This is a genomic window from Bacillus sp. AG4(2022) (genome assembly GCF_031844465.1).
Classification (GTDB): Bacteria; Bacillota; Bacilli; order Bacillales; family Cytobacillaceae; genus Bacillus_AB; species Bacillus_AB infantis.
Genome location: NZ_JAUZVH010000001.1, coordinates 863,785 through 881,369, shown reverse-complemented (window position 1 = coordinate 881,369; position 17,585 = coordinate 863,785). Strand labels below are relative to the sequence as shown.

The window sequence follows — 17,585 nt, the reverse complement described above, 5'->3', positions numbered from 1 at the left end:
ACAAGAAAGCCCGCCGGTTTCCCGGCGGGCTTCTTCTGTGCCTGATTATTTAGCGTTGATGTTCAGCTTGCCTCCAGCTGTCTCTCTTGTTTCATTTCCATAATCGTCCGTCACCTTGACTTCAATTTCTGCGCCAGGGGCTTTGACGTTCTTCGTTGCTGTATAGTAGCCCACATAATGGCCCTCCGACGTTTCCATCATCGGAAGCTCCAGAGCATTTGTCAGCTGTCCGCCGGTATTTGTCAGCGGCATTCTGATGGAGAATACAGCTTTCAGGCCTGGTTCACTCTCAAATTCAATCTTGACGCTTTCGCCGGATTTCAGATCTTTATTTTCTTCCGGCAGCAGGTTCTCAATGACAGGCGCGGTGTATTTAGCAAACACTGTCACTTTTTTGTTTATCTTGTTTTTTGCCTTGTCCTGAGCAGTGACAGTGATGATATTTTCACCTTCGTTTAAAAGGATCCTTAATGAATAGGCTCCGTCCTGGACTGAAGCTTTTTTTCCATTGACTTTTACCCAATCAAGGTTCGCATCTGCAACAGTACCTTCGACAGTAACTGTTTCCTTATTTGTTTTTAAGCCGTCAGCAGGGGAGGTAATTGTCAGTTCCGGTTTTTCCGTATCCACAATGACTTTTACAGGGGCGGAAGAGTCAGTTGTCCCACTGTCAGTGGCGGCTTTGGCAGTCAGGATATTTTCTCCCTCGTTCAATTCCGCTTCTACAGTAAATTTCCCGGAGTCGTCTGCTGTTGTTTCCGCAGCCTTTTCACCGTTAATGTACAGGTGGACCGCTGTGGATGGGGCAGAATTTCCTTCAATCACTGTCTGTTTTTGCTTTGTGATGGTCCCGTCGGCAGGCGATGTGATAACTGGGGCATTCACTTCGTAGTCCACTGCAGCCCGTATCATATAGTTGCCTTCTTCTGCCGGAACTGGTGACCAGGCACCGCCGACCAGCTGCCAGCTCCGCCCTGCATTTGGACCGTCTTCATCAGTAGCAAGGCCCGGGGTATTTGGATTTGGAGCTGATTGGATATAGACCATGTAAAAATCGCCATTGACCATGATGCCTTTGTCTCTTAAATCAACACGGGTCCATTCACCGTTTCTTAAAGCAGATGCTTCAAATGGCCCGGCAAGTTTTTTCCCCGGGGCACCGTCAGGACCGCTTGCGTCAAAGACTGCAACCTGGAATTCCGTTCCTCCTGGCACCGGCCATTCTGTGTCCCAGAAGCGGAATATTCCGCCGGTGACCATTGCGCTGTTCTGGCCATTTTCAAGTGACATTTTCACAGCCCAGCCGTTACCGGCATCATAAAATGCTCTTGCATTTTCTGCTGATCCGTCGTCATAGCCGATCTCACCAGGATAGCCAATGAATGGCTTCAGCTGGATATTTTGTTCGGCACTTGAACTGCCTTCGATTGTTATTTCGGCTTCTTCGCTATAGTAGGATGGAGCAACAACCTTTAAGGTGTATGTCCCTTCATAGGCTGTTAGCGTATATTGTCCATTCTCATCCGCGTAGACTGGTTCAACAGCTGCATCTTCCATAAGCATAACCATGGCTCCCGGTACAGGCTCGCCGGTCAATTCGTTAGTAACCGAACCTGTAACAGTTCCTTCCGGAATTTCTTCCAGTACAAAGTTTGCTGATGCCTCTCCGTCTTCAGGGATATTGACGCTTTGTGATTCTGACCGGAACCCGTAAGCCTCTGCCTGCACCGTATAAGTGCCGGATGCGTGGGTCATTTCATAGGAGCCATCCTGCGGATCTGTAAAGACTGAACGCCCTGTCTCCAATACGGTGACTTCCGCATTTACAGGAAGTAATGCAGGGGATGGGGCAGAACCATTTTCCTGCTCTTTTTTCCCTTGCTCTTGTTCAGGAACAATTTTGGCAGGGTCGATTTGCTTTTTAGCAGACACTGCCGGCCCGGATGGCCCGGCTGGACCGGTTTTTCCAAGCTGGGCTTTCTTGGATGGTGCGTTAGGTGTATCTGACAGGGACACATCGTCCAAATACCAGCCTTGTTTTTGGACTGAGCTGTCAGTTGTAACATTGAAGGCAATATAGATGCGCTGGCCGGCATATTCGCTCAGATCGACTTCGCCGTCAATCCATCCGGCTGTATTGCCGTTCACCCTCAGCTTTTGGGTCCAATTCTCCATATCTGTTGACACAAAAACATGGCCATAATCATAGCGGTTCTCCAGCTCGTGCCATTGTTTGAATTGCAGATAGGCATTGCCTTCGCCCAGGTCAACGGGCGGCATGAGAAGCGTCATATTAGCTGAGTTGGCATAATTTCCTCCAAGAGCGGTCGCATAGACTTTCTCACCTGATGCGGCATTTCCCGGGCCGGATGCCGGCGCTCCCCATTCCCAGCTGTCATTTGTTCCATATGAAGTCCAGCCTGCAGGCTGGGACTCAAAATCCTGGCTGTATCCCGTGCTGATCCCCGGGATGACAGTAACTTCAAATGTAGCAGACTCGGCGCTGTTTCCGCCGAAGTCTACGGCTTTCCACTGATAGGAAAGAGAGGGTTCCTGGATATCCTCCCCAGGGATGACAGCCTCATAGGTTCCATCAGTATAGCTGCCGGATACTCTTTCGGCTCTAACTGCTGCCGTACTTCCGTCAGGCTTCACATATTCAAGCACGGCATTTGTAACACTGATATTATCTGAAACATCAGCCTGAACAGCAAGGTCCATACCGGCATATGTTTCAGTCTGTGCGTCATGTGAAATGGATGGCGCTTCTTCGTCATCTCCTTCTTTGGAAACCTGGCCCTTTAATTTGCCCAGGCCTGAAACGACGGAAGAGACGGCATCGAACACATTGACAAGTCCATGGCCATAGCCGTTATTCGGTACATTCGGGAATGTGGAGTCTGTAAGCGGTACAGCAGTTGCTGACAGGATTTCTTCAATTTCATCTACTGTCAGGCTTGAATCTGCCTGCCTCAGCAAAGCTGCAGCCGCAGCTACGTGAGGGCCAGCCATGGAAGTTCCGTTCCAGCCTCCTTCATAACCTGAACCCGGAACTGACGAACGGATATTTACCCCTGGTGCTGCAATGTCAGGCTTTATTTCTTCATATGGCGAAGGCCCTTGAAGAGAGAAAGAGCCCAGCCGGTTATTGATGTCTGTTGCCCCGGTAGTAAAAGACTCTGGATAATTGCCTGGAGAGGCGACTGAACCAGGTCCGCCTGGATTGGTCAGTGTTGTATTTCCTGCTGAAAATTCCGGGAAGATTTCGGCTGCGCGCCATGACTGGACCATCGGACGGTACCATTCATCAAGTCCGGGTCCGCCGCCCCAGCTGTTATTTACAACATCCGGAGCCTGTTCAGGGTGTGGAGTGCCATTGGCATCTTTAGGAGCAAGGATCCATTCCCCAGCCTCCAGAAGGTCGACATCTGAGCCCCCGCTTGGACTGAAAGCTTTTACAGAAATAAATTTGGCTCCTGGTGCAACTCCAATCTGGTTTGCACCGCCAGGATCGGAACCGACCATGGTGCCGGTAACGTGAGTGCCATGGCCATCGTCGTCATATGGGGAGGATTGTCCTCCTACTGCATCAAACCAGTTGTAAGTATGTGAAGGCTGATCAGGGTTTGAAGGATCATAGCCGCGGTATTTTTCCTTGAGCGCGGGATGGTTCCACTGGACGCCTGTATCAATTGAGGCGACAACAGTCCCGGACCCGTCTATGCCCATGTCCCAGGCGGCTGGGGCACCGACCCTGTCTATGTTCCATTCAATGGAGCTGGTTTTATTGTCTGCTGTTTGTTCCATCTGGATGGAAGGCTTAGAGGCTTCTTTTACAGGCTTATGAAGCTGTCTGGTGTCATTAGGAAGGATTTTGTCTACTTCTGGAAAGCTTGCGAGCTTTTCCATGACATCTTTAGTGGCTGTGACGGCAATGCTGTTCACAATATAGAAGGATTTGCTATCTTTCGCTTTGCCGGCTTTTTCCTGCTGCTCAATATATTTTAGTACTCCGGCCTGTGTTTCGGCTGCGACGGCTCTTAAAGAGGAAACTACTGCAGATCTTTTCATGAATTTTGCCTTGGAGGAAGTTGCTTTATCAGCTGAAGCTTTTTTAGCTGCTTCTTGAGCGGCTTTTTTTGTGTCCGCCTGCTCTTTCATTTTTATAAGGAAGGTGACCTTGTCTTTTCCATCAAATTGATCAAGGAGCCTGCCCGAGATTTTGTTTTTTGAAGACCCGGGGGAAGCTTTCTTCATCGAAACATGCGGAGACTTGCCGGCATCCGCCTGTGCTTGATAAGGACTAAGCAGCGGAATGATCAAAAGTGCCGTGAGCAAGAGATAAAGCCAGCGAAAATGCTTCTTGTTCTTCATGAACTATTCCTCCTCTTTTCTATTCATTTTTCATTACAGCAGCTTACAGCCCTCCTTTCTATAAATTTTCCAGTTATGGCATTTCCCGCTGTGACACTTACTGTATCGGAAATAAAAGAATCAAGTTGTCGAAATATGATGGAAAAAGTACTCTTCTCCATGAAATCATTCAATCATCCCAGCAGTTAAAACGCGCATGGACGATTCATAGGCCTTTTTCAATCCATTCTGCTGTACAAAAGCAGGGAATTATATCCATATGTTGCTAAAAAGAGAGGCTGATGCTGAAAAAATAAGAGAATAAGATTATATAAGTCAGGTTTGCCAAGAAAAATTGAAAGAAGCTCCAGCTAAATAGATCGCGGGATTTTAAAAGAGGAAGGGAGGAATATAGAAGAAATTGTAGAAAAAATAAGAAAAGCTGCCTGCAGCCTTGGAGACATTTTACGTAACCATACAGAATCTGAAAAAGTTGCAGACATATTGCATCATTTTATAAAAAAGTTTGAAAATGATGCTTTGTCTCTACTTTTCCTGTCCAGGGCAGGAGGAAAGATGCAGGTAAGGCCTGTCCTCCAATAAAAAATAAAAAATATGAATGGAAGCTGTTTCCTTTTCTGCTGTCAATCGTCTAACTATGTGCAAGAGGGGGCGCCTACAATGAATAAAGTTTCTGCAGAAACGTTTGAGAACATCTATTACGAATACAGCGACAAAATCTACGGATATATCTTCATGTATGTAAACAATAAAGAAATAGCAGAAGATCTGACTCAGGATACGTTTATAAAAGCTTATAAGCATTTCCACCAATTCAATGGCGAATCCCATATCTTCACCTGGCTTGTGAGGATTTCAAGAAATGTAGCCATTGATTATATCCGGAAGAGTAACCGCTTCAAGTTCTTTTCCATTGAAAAATATCAATTTGATTCAGGTCATGACACACCAGTGGAAATTATGGTAAAAGGGGAAAAAACAGCCAGGCTCTATGCTGCCATCCATGCACTGAAGCTGAGCTACCAGGAAGTCCTTATCCTCCGGAAAATCAAGGAGTTTTCAATCAAGGAAACAGCACAGGTCCTGGGATGGAATGAGAACAAAGTGAAAATAACCACATCCAGGGCAATGGCTGCCCTGAAAAAAGAGATGGAAAAAAGGGGGGATACCCTTGAAGGAGTTATTTGAAGATACGATATCATTTGAAAAGCTTGATGATATTCCCCGTTCCAAAATGCAAAAGGACCGTTCCTTCAAAAAGATTATGGAAGCTGCAGAACCCGGGAGGCTTGGGAAAAAACAGGTCAGGCAGTTCCCTTGGGTGAAGGGACCTCTTTTGACTGCAGCAGCGTTTTTTGTTGCGGCTGTCTATTTTTACTCCCAATTCAGCATTCCGGATCAGGACAGCACCTTCGCTGAACTGAAGGAGCTGCCGATAGCGGATGTCATTACAGCAGAAACAGATTCAGAATACAGCTACATTACCAACGGCGTCAATATAGAGCTTAATGAATCCAGCTATGCCGAAAACCCTTTCATGAAAGCAATGATCAGGTCCATGCTGCATGAATCGGCCCCAACCAATTATACTCCGGCAGAAAAGCCTTCATATGACGCTCTTATAAGGTTTAAAGGAGGCGACACGCTTCAGCTGAAACTTTGGAATGTCAATGAGGTCATTTACTTCCGGGAGGAGAGCAGTAAAGAATTCTTTAAGGCGCCTGAAAAGTTATCCAGAAGCATTTTCAAAACCCTGAAAAAGGAAGGGTTCAGCTGGAAGAAAGCCGGATGATGAAAAAGCAGTATAGATGGGGAATTGAAGAGGCCGGCAGAAAGAGGCCAATTTAAATAACAATAGGAAAAGGCACATGGGATGGAAATGCCCATGCGCCTTTTTTGTTTGTGCATGCAGAATATTCATACTGCAAAATAGCAGGACTGGTACGTGAATCCAAATTTAGAAAAAAATATTTAGACAATTTTCGATATTTTTTTGACAAGCAGGTTTAGAAGCAGAAGAAGCGGGTAGTTTTACAGTAAATTCCTTCTCGGAGTTCAGCACCGTTATGGATCCTTTGCGCAAAGGCAGCTGGGTGTTATTTAGGGAGAAAAAAATTAGACAAATATTAGGGGGATACATATGAAAAAGGGGATAGCCTTATTAATTTCTGTCTTTCTGCTTCTTGGCGTTCTGGCCGGATGCTCAGGCGGAGAGTCTGCCCAGGCGGAAAAAACGAAGGATGGAAAAGTAGTCATTGATTTCTGGACATTCTGGGGATCAGAAACAAGAAGGCCAATCATTGAAAAAATCATAGACGATTACAATGGGTCACAGGATAAGGTTTTTGTTAAGCATACATATTTGCCTTGGGGAGATATTTGGACAAAGAACCTTGCTTCAGTAGCTGCCGGGAACCCGGCAGATGTCATCATCAATGATATCAATACAGTCGGGCAGCGGGCGGAAGCCAAACAGGTTGAAGATTTAAGCAAATATATGGATGAAGGCTTCAAGGATCAGTTTTATCCTCATCTTTGGGACACAGTCCTTTATGAAGACAAGCCTTATGCAGTTCCATTCAATACTGATACCAGACTTCTATTCTATAACAAAACAGCGTTCAAAGAAGCCGGCCTTGATCCAAATAAGCCGCCTTCTACATGGGCAGAGCTTGAAGAATATGCCGAAAAGCTTGATGTGAAAAACGGCAAAACCTATGACAGGGTCGGATTCTATCCGCTTTGGGGAAGCATTGGGGCAGGCAGCTGGATGATCAGTGCTGATGGAGGAAAGAACTTCATCGACAATGGTGAGCTGAAAATCAATACGCCTAAAAAAGTAGAAGCACTGGAATGGGCTCTCAAATGGCAGGACCGCCTTGGCGAGTCAAATGTTCAGGCGCTGAAGGCCGAATTTGGAAGTGAACAGTCCAATCCTTTCATTGCCGGAAAAGTGGCCATGTGGGTGGATGTAGGAACTTTTTATACTCAGATCAGGGACTATGGGCAGGATATGGATTTTGGAGTAGCTCCAATCCCGGCTTATGAAGAAGGAGCTGAAAACTGGAGTGATGGAGGCGGTTTTGTTGCCGAGGTGCCAAAAGGCTCCAGCAATCCGGAAGAAGCAATGGACTTCATTAAGTATCTGACCGGACCTGAAGCTCAGAAATACTGGGCTATGGAGAACTTTGACAATGTTGCCAGCATTGAAGGTGCAGACGCTGCAGCAGAAGAGCTTGAAGGAAAAGATAAAGAGGTCTATGAAGCGACCATAAAAAATCTTGAAGATACTCAGCTTTTCCCAATCCCGGTTGAATATCCTGATTATTTGAGCAGGGTAAATCCACAGATCGACAATGCCCTGCTTGGGAAGCAGTCGCCTGAAGAGGCACTGGAGAAAGCGGAAAAAGACGTTGAAAAACTAAAAAGATAATACATTCTGGAAGAAGAGAAGGGATCTCCTTCTCTTCTTCGAATGCAATCATTTCTGGGAAAGGGTGAAGGGGTATGAAATCGTATGACTCTACAATTGCTCAAAACGAAGCGAACAGCATGGGCAAAGAGAAGGCTAAGTCTGAGCCGAAGCGGCTTTCGCGAAAAGCGAAAGATAATTTATTTGGCTATTTATTCATTAGTCCCTGGATCATCGGCTTTCTGGGACTGACTCTCGGACCGCTCTTATTTTCATTATTTGCAAGTTTTACAGATTATAATATAACGTCAAGAATGAACTTCATCGGGCTGGATAATTTTAAAAGGATGTTTACGATTGATGATCTTTTCAAAACATCGCTCTGGAATACAATCTATTATGTATTATTTTCCGTACCATTGACCACGGCTGGCGCTATCCTTCTGGCTGTGCTGCTGAATCAGAGGGTAAAAGGGATGAAATTTTTCAGGACAGTCTATTATCTGCCTGCCATTCTTTCTGGTGTCGCTGTCTATTTTTTATGGATGCAGCTATTAAGTCCTTCGACAGGCCTTGTCAACACTTTCCTTGCCTGGTTTGGCATAGAAGGCCCGGCATGGCTGTTTGATCCTGAATGGACAAAGCCTGCCCTGCTGCTAATGAAGATGTGGAGCGTCGGCGGAGGCATGCTCCTGTATCTTGCCAGCCTGCAGGGAGTTTCGGCCCAGATGTATGAAGCAGCAGACCTGGATGGGGCAAGTTCATTCCAGAAATTTTTCCATATCACTCTGCCGATGATTTCACCGATCATCTTCTTTGATGTCATTACAAGCACTATTGGATCTTTTCAAATTTTCCAGGAAGCGTATGTGATGACCGAGAACGGAGACGGAGGTCCGGGGAATTCCCTGCTGTTCTACAACCTTCATATGTGGAACAATGCGTTTGAAATTTTTGATATGGGCTACGCCTCAGCGATGGCTTGGCTGCTGTTCCTGATTGTCATGGTACTGACAGTCATCAATCTGACACTCGGAAAAAAATGGGTTCACTATGAAGGAGGAGACAACAAATGAAGCAGGCAGCTGCTGAAGCACCGAGGTTCTATGAGACAAAAAAATTCAGGCAGCGGACAAAGCATCTCTTTGTTGCTTTCCTGCTTCTGGCTGGAAGCATACTGATACTATCGCCGCTGTGGTGGATGATTTCAACTTCCCTGAAATCACCGCAGGAAATCGCCCAATACCCGCCAACCTTCATTCCGACCGAATTCCATTTCTCGAATTATCTGGAGGCATGGCAGACAGCGCCATTTACAAGATGGGCGTTTAACACCTTATTTATTGCTCTTGCCGGCATGATTGGGAGCGTGCTTGTTAATTCTCTCGTTGCCTATGCATTCGCAAAAATTCGTTTCAAAGGCAGAAATGCTCTTTTCGTCATCGTATTATCTACCATGCTGATACCGGGTTTTGTCACTATGGTTCCGCAATACATCCTGTTTTCTAAGCTGGGATGGATCAACACTTATCTTCCCTTGATCGTTCCTGCCTTCCTGGGAAGTGCATTTTTCATCTTCCTGTTAAGGCAGTTCATGATGGGCATCCCGAATGAATTGATTGAAGCGGCGGTTCTTGACGGTGCGAGCCATCTGCAGATCTGGTGGAATATCATGCTCCCGCTTACCAAACCCGCACTTATTACAGTCGCGCTGTTCTCCTTTAATGGAGCATGGAATGACCTGCTGGGCCCGCTGCTGTATATAAATGATGAAAGCCTGTATACTCTGCAGATTGGACTGCAGACATTCAAAGGAACAGTATCCACCCAGTGGCACTACCTGATGGCCATGTCAGTAACCGTTCTTCTGCCGGTCGTCCTGCTGTTCTTTTTCTTCCAAAAACACTTCATCGAAGGCTCAAATATAGCATCGGGGAGTAAGGGGTAAGAAAAGGCAGGCTCTATAGCTGGATGAGCTCTACAAATAGAAAAGCAGAAACGGTTTGCCCCCAAAAGGTCCTCAGACTAATAACGCCACGTTCGGTGGAAAGGTCTGGATGACCAGCATCCTATGTCTCAGGCTGTAAAATAGCCGAATAGATGCTCAAAAAGAAAGAAGCCATGCCGTGGATGTTAGCAGTTCAGATAATGTGAACAAATCTTAAATCACAGGCCTAATAAGATACGTTTTCGTAACGTAAATAACAGGGGATTTAACAAACCGAAAAAGCTTGGGATATCCCAAGCTTTTTCTATTTAATATGTTATTCTAATTTAATTTATGCACCAAACGCTGAATAGTAGAAAAACCGAGGATTTCCCGTTATACTTTTGCATGCTTAAACAGTGAAACTAGGTTCCCTGCTATTTGAAAATTATAGAGGGACAAATTCCCCTTATTTTGCATATAGTACTAAAAACAGCTTTAATAGAGGGATAAATTCCTCTTATTTGACTTGAAGGACGTGAAAACAGGTAGTTTTACTTTGCATAGAGGGAGAAACTTCCCTTATTTTCTCCAAAAACACTATTAATCTGAATTTAACAGTAAATACTCCCCTTATATTTCTGTCACCGGTTACTGACTCTTCATCTTCCCAACTTTCTTATCTGCTGGCATATATAGCCACTGCTACTTAACGCGGATGGCAAGCCTTCTTTCTTTATAATCAATTAAGCCGGTGCCGGACAGGTGGTTTTCCAGACGCCTTTTACACAAACCTTATCCTTGGGCACATAGCAATCAATGATTGTTTTGCCGGCGCACAGCAGCCTGCCGACTGAATATTGTGAGCCCGATGAACAGTAGCTGCCGACCAAATTGGCACATGGAAGAGAAACGCTCCCATTGGTATAGCTTGTACATTGCCAGCAAAGATAGTTGCTTCCGTTCACACCTTCTTCACCTGCAGGATTCCCGCTTTGCAGCCCCGCTGAACTGACCATGCTTTCTGCTTTTTCCTCCGTCTGCACGGCAAGTTCTGCGTATAAATCTGTCTCAGACACATCAATTGCAGTGGTGGTGCCGGTGGAGAGTTCTTCAAGATAGATAGCTTGATCTTTGAGAATGCTGCTATAGTCGATAATATAAGCCTGCATATCATCATTGATGCTGTCATAAGCAAACGTAAGGATGGAGGAGAAACTGACAGTGGCTGCACCGCCTGCGGCAAGTGAAGCTTCTTCCTTATATTTAATCTCATACTGGACAATCCAGCCATACTGCTGGTCCTTTTCGTCTTTAAGCGGATTCAGGATATAAGGATCGTTTGAGAGAAAGTCATCTTTAAAGTCCTTATACTCTTCTGTCTTCTTTACGAGCTTAAGAAATTGTTCTTCAGAGGGAATCAGGCTGGCAGTTTCCGGCTGGGCAAAAGCAGAGGTGGAAAAAGAAAACAGGATGATAAGCAGAATCAGACCATATTTTTTCATTCAGCAGTCCTCCAATAAGTTTTTCTTTTACTGTACCTTATATTTCCATTTGGAGATATGGGGAAAATTTATTAAAGGAAAAATGGTTCTATACTACTAAAGAGATCAGATGTGTCTTTTAATATCCCATTCCTGTTTTACCAACAAAAAGCACCCTGCGTAAACAGAGTGCTTCTCATATTCTATAAAAATCCCTGGTATTAGTCAGCAGGAGCGTATATACCTCCGGCAATGCCATTTTTTTGATTTCAGCGATTTTAGCTGCTGAACGATGGATCATGAGTGGTGAAGTCATTTGTTTATTGAAAGGCCCTTCGAATGGCCAGGGACCGTCTGTTTCTGCCATCACCTGCCTGATTGGATAGTCTTTTACCAGAGATTGAATTTCCCCTTCGTACAATACATCAGGAGTCACTGAGATGAAATAGCCATTGGCGGCTATTCGTTCAGCCGTAAGAGCTGAGCCTTTGAACCAATGAAAATGGGCTTTTTCAATAGAATACTTTTCAAGCAGGCTGCATACTATCTCTGCATCTTCATAGATGCTATGGAGGATGACGGGGAGCTGCCACTCCTTTGCTTTCTGGACAAACAGCTCCAGTATTTCAAGATAAGGTTCCAGGCCTATAAAGGAAGCACCCTGTTCATGTCTTAAATAGTATGGAAGGCCGACCTCTCCGATGGCTATCATATTTTCTTTATGATCCCCCATCCAGCCTATCAGATCAGCAAGTTCTGCTTCAGGAGGGAGGACCTGTTCCGGATGGTACCCAAAAGCCGGCTTTACCTTTGAAAACCTCTCTGCAAGGAGCAGGTTCTTTTTGCAGGAGCTGAGATCCCACGAGACAGTTACGAGTGATTCGAGCTCCGGTATGCTGCAAATATCAGCAATATCCTGATCAGCATAGCGGTCCAGGTGGATATGGCTGTCAATAATCTTGTTCATCCTTTTTCCCTCTTTGGCCGCAGCGAATGATGGACTTTTCTTTTCCATTCCAGAAATTCCTCTTCCAGGAACAGTTCTTCTCTTCTTGGCCGGGAAAAAGGCACCGTAAATTCCGCTGCTGTATGGGCCGGCTTTTCTGATAAGACGATGATGCGATCTGACAGAAAAAGAGCTTCTTCAATATTATGAGTGATAAAGATGATGGCCGGCCGCTGCTCTTCCCAAATGGTCAGGAGCCACTTCTGCATATCAAGCCGCGTCAGTTCATCCAGCGCTGAAAAGGGCTCATCCAGGCAAAGAAGCTCCTGCGGGCTGAGCAGCGCCCTGATGAAGGAAGCGCGCTGCTTCATTCCGCCGGATAATTCATGCGGATAGGCATGCGCATACTGCCCGAGCCCTGCTTTATGTATCATTTCCATGGCTTTTTCCTTATCTGTTCTGCCTGTCAGTTCCTGTCCCAGAAGGACATTTTGCAAAACTGTCCTCCACGGAAGAAGGGAAGGGGTCTGCGGCATATAACTCATGAATCCTTTTTGGCCATTGATCGATTGGCCGTTCATCTGGATGCTTCCTTCATCGGGTAGAAGCAGTCCCCCAATCAGATTGAAAATGGTGCTTTTTCCGCTTCCCGAAGGCCCGAGAAGGGAGACGAATTCACCTTCATTAACTTCAAGGCTTAAGTTATTAAGGACCATCTGTTCCCCAAAAGATTTTGATATATTATCCAGGTGCAGGAGATTCATTTTATCTGCTCCTTTTTATTCCATTTTAAAAGCAGGCTCTCTGCCAAAAGGATTGCTCCGAAGAAAATCAGGCTTAGTATCATAATGGCAAATATGGCTACAAAAACACGGTCTGTCCGGAAGGAGGAGGAGGCGAGAGTCATAAAAACGCCTATCCCTTTTTCCGAACCTAGCCATTCTGAGATGACAGCGCCCATAACACTGTAGGTGGCCGAGATTTTCAGCCCTGAAAATAGCGAGGGCAGGGAGCCGGGCCATTCCAGCTTCCAGAACAGCTGCCTTTTGGTGGCTCCTGACATGGCCATATAATGCTTAAGCTCGGCTGGAACCTGCCTGAAACCGTCCAAAGCTGCCACAGTGATTGGAAAAAAACAGACAAGAATAATGACAATAAATTTCGGCAGCAGCCCAAACCCGAACCAGATGACAAGGAGAGGGGCAAGGACGATGACAGGGACATTCTGGGATAGTATCAGCAGCGGGTAAACAGATTCCCTTACAGCCGGCAGACGGTGAAGGATGATGGCCGCGGTGAGCCCGAAAACAGTCCCCAGTGCAAAGCCGGCCAGTGATAATAGCACCGTTGACGCCAGGTGGCCGGAAAAACGGGCCCAGCTTTCCACAGATTCAGCCATGATGTCAGAGGGCGGCGGCAGGAGCCAGGCAGGGACTTCTGCCAGCCTTACTGCTGCTTCCCAGAGAATGAACAAAAGGAGGAGAACCGCTGCCGGCTTCCATCCTTTTACAGCCACTTTCTTCATTTGTATTTATCCGTCAGGTCATCCATCGTGATCCCATCAGGCTGAAACAGAATTTTGACTTGAGAAATCACATTTTTGCTTCCCATTGCAATCATTCTTTCATTCATCCTTGCGATGATCCGGAATAGCTCTTCAAGCTCGCCTTCCATCGTTGTCTCCAGCGGATGGACCTCGTATTTCACTCCGGATTCTGCAATGATTTTAATCGCTTCATCTACATATGGAATAACATCTTCCCCGTTTTTTGTTTTAGGTATAATCTGAATGCTGATCAGTGTACTGGCCATTATGGTTCCTCCTATTCTGGCAAAAATTCATTGGTAAAAGCTTTTTCAGCGTCCAGCTCGCTGTCCAGCAGTTTATTTTCATACATCCATTGGGCATAGTTTTCCCAAACCTCTATACTCTGTTCTCCCCATTGTTCTGCATCATCCTGATATTTTGGAGACAGCCATTCCTGGCTTTTCTTGACCAGCTCGGCGTCTAAATCAGGTGCAGCCTCAAGCAGGATATCAGCAGCTTCTTCCGGATTCTTGATTGCAAACTGATAGCCCTGTGATGCTGCTTTTACAAAGGCTCTGACAGTATCAGGACTATTTTTGATCATTTTCTCATTTGTAGCCAGAACAGGTGTATAATAATCGAGTTTATCGGAATAGTCGGTAAGGTAGACCATATTCAGATCTTCTCCGCGAAGCTCCGCCTCGACGCCAGTCCACCCATAATAAATCCAGGCAAAATCGATATCCCTTTTAACAGCTGTAAAGAAATCGGCATCCCCCATGTTAACAAAGGAAACATCAGAGACATCTGCATTTTCCTGCTTCATTAATGAGGCGATAACAGATTCCTCAACAGGCGATCCCCAGCCTCCATATTTTTTCCCGGCAAAATCCTTTGGCGAGTCGATATTTTTTGCTGCAGGAGAAGCAAAGCCGGACGTATTATGCTGTATGACGGCGGCTACCGACACAAGCGGGACACCCTGAACCCGTGCCTGTGTAATACTTTCCTGATAGCTGACGCCAAAGTCGGCCTTACCGGAAGCAACCAGCTGGTCTGCTCCAGCGTCACCAGGCATGATGATTTCTGCATCAAGGCCATTTTCTTTGAAAAAATTCTTTGCTTTGGCAGCGTAAAGTCCAGTGTGATTAGTATTTGGTGTCCAGTCAAGGACAACCGTTATCTTTTCCAGGTCCTGCCCTTTATCAGCTTGTCTTTCTTCCTGACCAGTCTGTCCTCCGGTGCAGCCGGCAAGCAGCCAGACAGTGCACAATGCGCTGAGCCATTTCTTCATGATCAATCCTCCATGCTGTTTCTGATATTATTCCAAAAAGACCGCCGGTTAATGGCATAAACTAATTCTGGACAACCGCGGGCGGAGGTGCTGTTCCTTTATATCCCGATGCAAACAAAAAAGCGCCCGGATTTCAGAACCCGTGCGCAATAAAAAACATTCATCAATTAAGAATATGTTTCCTACGCTGGCATCTCTCCAGATCAGGTTCAAAGGGTCCTTTATTGTAAAAATAAAGTCTCAACCGTGCCCGGTTCCCCCACAATTCTCTCCTATTTACAGCCGCATAAAGCAGCCGGTCCGTTCAGAGCTCCCGCATTCATCCGGGAATCATGGTCCATTATAACAGATATTCTCTGCAATGGCATTGAAACAGCTTTCTTCCGGAAAATTCGGAGTTATCCCTATATATCCCTGTGCTGCCATGGAAAGAATTAAGTTTGGAACTGAATCTTTATCTGTGATAGGGTAAGGAATGTTGAAAAAAGATTGAATGGAGGAGAAGACATGAAATATCTTGCCTTAATGATTGCTGCATTCATGCTGATCTCATTCCAGATTGTCCAAAATCCCGGAAAACAAGCATTTGCCAAGACGATTGATAATGTCGATATATATACTGTAAAAGAAGAGGATAGCCTTTCGAAGCTCAGCAGGCGATTTGGTGTGGCTGCAGAGGATATACAGAAGGCTAATTATAAAAAGGATGAAAAGATATTTGCCGGAGATAAGCTCATCATTCCGTCTGCTCCAAAGAAAAAGAAGCGGATAACAGAACAAAAGGTCAGCTTATCTAAAGGAGAAAAAGATCTTTTGGCAAGGCTTGTGCATGCGGAGGCAAAAGGTGAGCCGCATGCCGGAAAAGTCGCTGTGGCTGAAGTGGTCCTCAATAGAATGAAGGACGAAAAATTTCCGGACACAGTCAAAGAAGTTATTTACGAAGACAGGCAATTTGAGCCTGTGGACAATGGGATGATCAATAAACCGGCAGGGAAGGATTCACAGAAAGCAGTCCAGGAGGCACTGACTGAAGAAAGAAAAGACGGTGAGTCCCTGTTTTTCTTTAATCCTGACCAGACTAACAGCAAATGGCTCCGCACAAGGGCCGTTACAAAAGAAATCGGCAACCACCGGTTTGCGAAATAGAATAAAGAAAAAACTCTTGTTGCTATACAAGAGTTTTTTTGCTGTCTTCTTCCATATCTATAATATTGTCTGGCTGTGTTTCTCTCCATAGCTTAAATCTTTCAAGCTCATTGGCGATTTGCTTGATGATAAAGCCGATGATTGCGGCATCATCCAATATGCCGATTCCGGCAAGAAAGTCGGGGACAAGATCCAGGGGAGACACAAAATAGAGAATGCCAGCAATGACCGTAACAGCTGTTTTTGCAGAAATGTCCCTATACTGTCCCTTTGAGTAGGCTTTAATGAGTTCAAACAGGAGCTGAAGCTTGTCCCATACTTCAGATAGGGAATTTTTCCTGGAATCGGCTTTTTTGCTTGCTTTGGAAAGAAGCCCGCTTGTTTTGCCCGGATCATTTAAGTATTTTGCAGCGCGGCTCTCATATTTTTTATACTCCTTTTCGTAATCTTCCTTTTTGAAAGTCTTCATATATAACATCCTTCCGCTTAAAAGATTCTTTTTTATACTTTTATCCCATTTTCGGATGGTTGAACCCCGGAAAAGTTTATAATAGAGAAAAAAGCGAGGTGTCCTTATGCTTTTAGAGTGGCTGAAAGAGTCAAGCTATACGGTTATATTGACTGGTGCAGGCATGTCAACAGAAAGCGGGCTGCCTGATTTCCGGTCTGCAGGAAGCGGGTTAACGAATACAGTGGATTATGGGAAAATTGCCAGTACAGAAGCTCTCAACCATCATGTCAGCGAATTCATTGAATTTTATCGCCGCAGAGTTATGGGGCTGAAGGAATGCAGTCCCCATGCAGGGCATTATATATTGGCAGACTGGGAAAGGAGGGGAATTGTCCAAAGCATCATTACACAGAATGTAGACGGTTTTCATCAGGCGGCAGGAAGCAGAAATGTGGCTGAACTGCATGGTACACTGCAGCAGGTCCATTGCCAGACATGCGGGAAAATATTTCCGAATGATGAATACATAGATGAGCATTACCGGTGCAGTGATTGCGGGGGGATTTTGCGGCCGTCCATCGTCCTTTTTGGGGAGATGCTCCCCGAGGAAGCTATTGATTTTGCTGCTGCAGAGTCAGAGAAAGCTGATCTTTTCATTGTCCTTGGCTCATCCCTCTCTGTCACTCCTGCCAATCAGTTTCCGCTCATTGCCAAGCAGTGTGGTGCAAAACTGGTTATAATTAATATGGATCCTACTGATTTGGACCTTTACGCGGACGAAGTCATTAACGGAGAAAAAGCTGGAGAATTGCTGAAAGAGCTTGATGCAGAAATAGGAAAAATGTGAAGCCTTCCATTACATTGGAGGCTTTTTTTATTTTAAAATTTTTCTAGTATAATAAATGATTGACTGTCATGTATATACAAGATATAATGAAAACGTAAACACCATGTATATACAAGTTTTCTTTGGAGTGAATACTTAATGAGCTGACTTTGCAGCAAAGGATAAATTTGCAAGAA

Annotated in this window: 15 protein-coding genes and 1 riboswitch; of the genes, 7 read left to right on the top strand and 8 right to left on the bottom strand. The window is 45.3% G+C overall.

Translation table 11 applies throughout. The annotated features are described in order from the left end of the window. Nucleotides 1-45: 45 nt before the first annotated feature. Entirely contained in the window at nucleotides 46-4,374 is a 4,329-nt protein-coding gene (locus tag Q9R36_RS04290) for a S8 family peptidase (protein ID WP_253616579.1), read from the bottom strand. A gap of 660 nt (nucleotides 4,375-5,034) precedes the next feature. Here Q9R36_RS04290 and Q9R36_RS04285 point away from each other — a divergent pair. The 5 genes from Q9R36_RS04285 to Q9R36_RS04265 all read left to right on the top strand — a co-directional run bounded on the left by Q9R36_RS04285 (nucleotide 5,035) and on the right by Q9R36_RS04265 (nucleotide 9,734). Continuing rightward, the gene (locus tag Q9R36_RS04285; protein ID WP_311224578.1) at nucleotides 5,035-5,562 is read left to right on the top strand and encodes an RNA polymerase sigma factor; all 528 of its coding nucleotides are present in this window, start codon (nucleotides 5,035-5,037) and stop codon (nucleotides 5,560-5,562) included. Next, nucleotides 5,546-6,166 carry a hypothetical protein gene (locus Q9R36_RS04280; RefSeq protein ID WP_009794209.1) on the top strand — a complete coding sequence of 207 codons (621 nt, stop codon included), beginning with the start codon at nucleotides 5,546-5,548 and terminating at the stop codon, nucleotides 6,164-6,166. Before Q9R36_RS04285 ends, Q9R36_RS04280 begins: the two co-directional genes overlap by 17 nt. Nucleotides 6,167-6,514: 348 nt before the next feature. Beyond that, the gene (locus Q9R36_RS04275) at nucleotides 6,515-7,807 is read left to right on the top strand and encodes an ABC transporter substrate-binding protein (protein WP_253616580.1); all 1,293 of its coding nucleotides are present in this window, start codon (nucleotides 6,515-6,517) and stop codon (nucleotides 7,805-7,807) included. Between the two features lie 74 nt (nucleotides 7,808-7,881). Beyond that, nucleotides 7,882-8,862 carry a carbohydrate ABC transporter permease gene (locus tag Q9R36_RS04270; RefSeq protein ID WP_094768190.1) on the top strand — a complete coding sequence of 327 codons (981 nt, stop codon included), beginning with the start codon at nucleotides 7,882-7,884 and terminating at the stop codon, nucleotides 8,860-8,862. Beyond that, complete coding sequence (locus tag Q9R36_RS04265) at nucleotides 8,859-9,734, top strand: carbohydrate ABC transporter permease (protein WP_009794212.1); 876 nt, start codon at nucleotides 8,859-8,861, stop codon at nucleotides 9,732-9,734. Before Q9R36_RS04270 ends, Q9R36_RS04265 begins: the two co-directional genes overlap by 4 nt. 725 nt (nucleotides 9,735-10,459) lie before the next feature. Here Q9R36_RS04265 and Q9R36_RS04260 read toward each other — a convergent pair. The 6 genes from Q9R36_RS04260 to Q9R36_RS04235 all read right to left on the bottom strand — a co-directional run bounded on the left by Q9R36_RS04260 (nucleotide 10,460) and on the right by Q9R36_RS04235 (nucleotide 14,965). Then, nucleotides 10,460-11,218 (bottom strand): hypothetical protein, encoded by a 759-nt coding sequence (locus tag Q9R36_RS04260; protein WP_009794213.1) that lies wholly within the window; start codon nucleotides 11,216-11,218, stop codon nucleotides 10,460-10,462. A 175-nt stretch (nucleotides 11,219-11,393) separates the two neighbouring features. After that, nucleotides 11,394-12,164 carry a TatD family hydrolase gene (locus tag Q9R36_RS04255; RefSeq protein WP_253616581.1) on the bottom strand — a complete coding sequence of 257 codons (771 nt, stop codon included), beginning with the start codon at nucleotides 12,162-12,164 and terminating at the stop codon, nucleotides 11,394-11,396. Then, a complete protein-coding gene (locus tag Q9R36_RS04250; protein ID WP_009794215.1) occupies nucleotides 12,161-12,907 on the bottom strand; it encodes an ABC transporter ATP-binding protein in 747 nt (248 codons plus the stop codon). The genes Q9R36_RS04255 and Q9R36_RS04250 overlap by 4 nt, the downstream gene beginning before the upstream one ends. Further along, nucleotides 12,904-13,668: an ABC transporter permease gene (locus tag Q9R36_RS04245; protein WP_009794216.1), complete on the bottom strand. Its 765-nt coding sequence runs from the start codon at nucleotides 13,666-13,668 to the stop codon at nucleotides 12,904-12,906. Before Q9R36_RS04245 ends, Q9R36_RS04250 begins: the two co-directional genes overlap by 4 nt. Then, complete coding sequence (locus tag Q9R36_RS04240) at nucleotides 13,665-13,955, bottom strand: thiamine-binding protein (RefSeq protein ID WP_009794217.1); 291 nt, start codon at nucleotides 13,953-13,955, stop codon at nucleotides 13,665-13,667. The genes Q9R36_RS04245 and Q9R36_RS04240 overlap by 4 nt, the downstream gene beginning before the upstream one ends. A gap of 11 nt (nucleotides 13,956-13,966) precedes the next feature. Then, nucleotides 13,967-14,965, bottom strand: coding sequence for an ABC transporter substrate-binding protein (locus Q9R36_RS04235; protein ID WP_101550796.1), 999 nt, complete (start codon nucleotides 14,963-14,965; stop codon nucleotides 13,967-13,969). 162 nt (nucleotides 14,966-15,127) lie between these two features. Beyond that, nucleotides 15,128-15,236: riboswitch (TPP riboswitch) on the bottom strand. Nucleotides 15,237-15,472: 236 nt separating this feature from the next. Between Q9R36_RS04235 and Q9R36_RS04230 the strand changes: the two genes are divergently transcribed. Beyond that, nucleotides 15,473-16,111 carry a cell wall hydrolase gene (locus Q9R36_RS04230; RefSeq protein ID WP_253616582.1) on the top strand — a complete coding sequence of 213 codons (639 nt, stop codon included), beginning with the start codon at nucleotides 15,473-15,475 and terminating at the stop codon, nucleotides 16,109-16,111. A gap of 22 nt (nucleotides 16,112-16,133) precedes the next feature. Here Q9R36_RS04230 and Q9R36_RS04225 read toward each other — a convergent pair whose 3' ends face one another. Further along, nucleotides 16,134-16,580, bottom strand: coding sequence for a YkvA family protein (locus Q9R36_RS04225; protein WP_022543634.1), 447 nt, complete (start codon nucleotides 16,578-16,580; stop codon nucleotides 16,134-16,136). Between the two features lie 106 nt (nucleotides 16,581-16,686). Between Q9R36_RS04225 and Q9R36_RS04220 the strand changes: the two genes are divergently transcribed. After that, nucleotides 16,687-17,409, top strand: coding sequence for an NAD-dependent deacylase (locus tag Q9R36_RS04220; RefSeq protein ID WP_253616583.1), 723 nt, complete (start codon nucleotides 16,687-16,689; stop codon nucleotides 17,407-17,409). Nucleotides 17,410-17,585: the final 176 nt, after the last annotated feature.